Below are 1,531 nucleotides of genomic sequence, written 5' to 3'. Positions count from 1 at the left end.
GCGTAAACATGGCCTGGAAGGCCCCGATTTTGAGTTCCGGCTCTCCCGGGAATATCCCGCCCGGGAGCTCATCACCCAGTGGCGGGAAACTGACCTTGAGTTTATCCAGCGTCTGCTGGCGGAGGTGGGCATTTACTGGCGTTATGAAATGGACAACCGTCTTGAACAGGACGTGATAATTTTTCAGGACAGCCAGCAGCAGTATGAATTTGGCGTCACGCTGCCATTGCGCAACCAGGCCGGGATGAGTGACAGCGGCCAGGAGAGCGTCTGGGATATCCAGACCGCATATAACGTGGTGAGCGGAAGTGTGGCCACCCGGGACTACAACTACCGCGAAGCGCTGACACCACAGGACAGTGCTGAAAGCATATTCAGCAGGGAAGGGATCACCACCGGGGAAACGTACCATTATGCTGAACCCTTCCTGACAGCAGGTGACGCTGAAAATACAGAGTCCGGGGCATACTTCGCCCGCCTGCGTCACGAACGCATTCTGAACGGGCAGTATCGCGTCAGCGGGCATTCCTCCAGCCCTCATCTGGCGCCGGGTCAGGTACTGGAAACGGACGGCACGTTACCCGATGCCGTCAAAGAAGGCATTGTCATCACCACGGTGCGCACCAGCGGTTCACGCAAAAGTAGCTTTACGCTGACGTTTGAGGGCATCCCCTACAGCGAAACCGTCTGTTATCGTCCGGCACTGCTCAATCGTCCGGTGATATCCGGCTCGCTGCCTGCCCGGGTGGAAAGCACGCAGAAAGGCGACACGTATTCATGGCTCGACCCGGATGGACGTTACCGGGTAAAACTGGACTTCGACCGCAACAGTACCGGACAGGGCTATGCATATCTGTGGCTGCGTCTGGCGAAACCGTATGCCGGTGATACCTACGGCTTCCACTCACCGCTTCTCGACGGAACGGAAGTGGCCGTCGTATTTGACGGCGGAGACCCGGATCGGCCCTACATCGCCTATGCCCTGCATGATTCAGAGCATCCGGATCATGTCACCAGTGACAATCATACGCGGAGCGTGTGGCGCACGCCGGCGAACAATAAGCTGCGGATGGAGGATAAGCGCCAGGAAGAGCATATCAAGCTCGCAACGGAATATGGCAAAACGCAACTGAACATGGGGCACCTGGTCAACAGCCAGCGTGAAAAGCGCGGGGCCGGTTTTGAACTGCGAACGGACGAGCATGGCGCGGTACGTGCGGCAAAAGGGCTGTTCCTGACGGCGGATGCCCAGGCCAAAGCACAGGGCCCGGTGCTGGAAATGACCCCGGCGATTAACCAGATTAAGCAGGCCAACAGCCAGATGCAGGCGCTGAACAGCGCCGCCGAAGCCGCCGGAGCGCTGGTCAGTGACATCAATACCCAGATTAATTTTGTGACCGACAAAATCAAAGACCTCCAGTCTGCGGTCCTGCTGGGTAGCGCGCCGCAGGGGGTGGCACTGACCTCAGGTGAACATCTTCAGCTCAGCAGTACCCGCAATACCATGATCAATGCGGGCCAGCATCTTGAT

At 57.9% G+C, this 1,531-nt stretch carries 1 protein-coding gene; it reads left to right on the top strand.

Annotated features, from left to right (window positions below; all coding sequences use genetic code 11):
* Positions 1 to 1,531, top strand: a 1,531-nt coding sequence (locus CSE01S_RS21885; RefSeq protein WP_042293182.1) for a type VI secretion system Vgr family protein, incomplete at both ends; no start/stop codon positions are given.

The organism is Citrobacter sedlakii NBRC 105722 (genome assembly GCF_000759835.1).
Taxonomy (GTDB): domain Bacteria; phylum Pseudomonadota; class Gammaproteobacteria; order Enterobacterales; family Enterobacteriaceae; genus Citrobacter_A; species Citrobacter_A sedlakii.
This window is presented reverse-complemented; position numbering and strand designations above follow the sequence as displayed.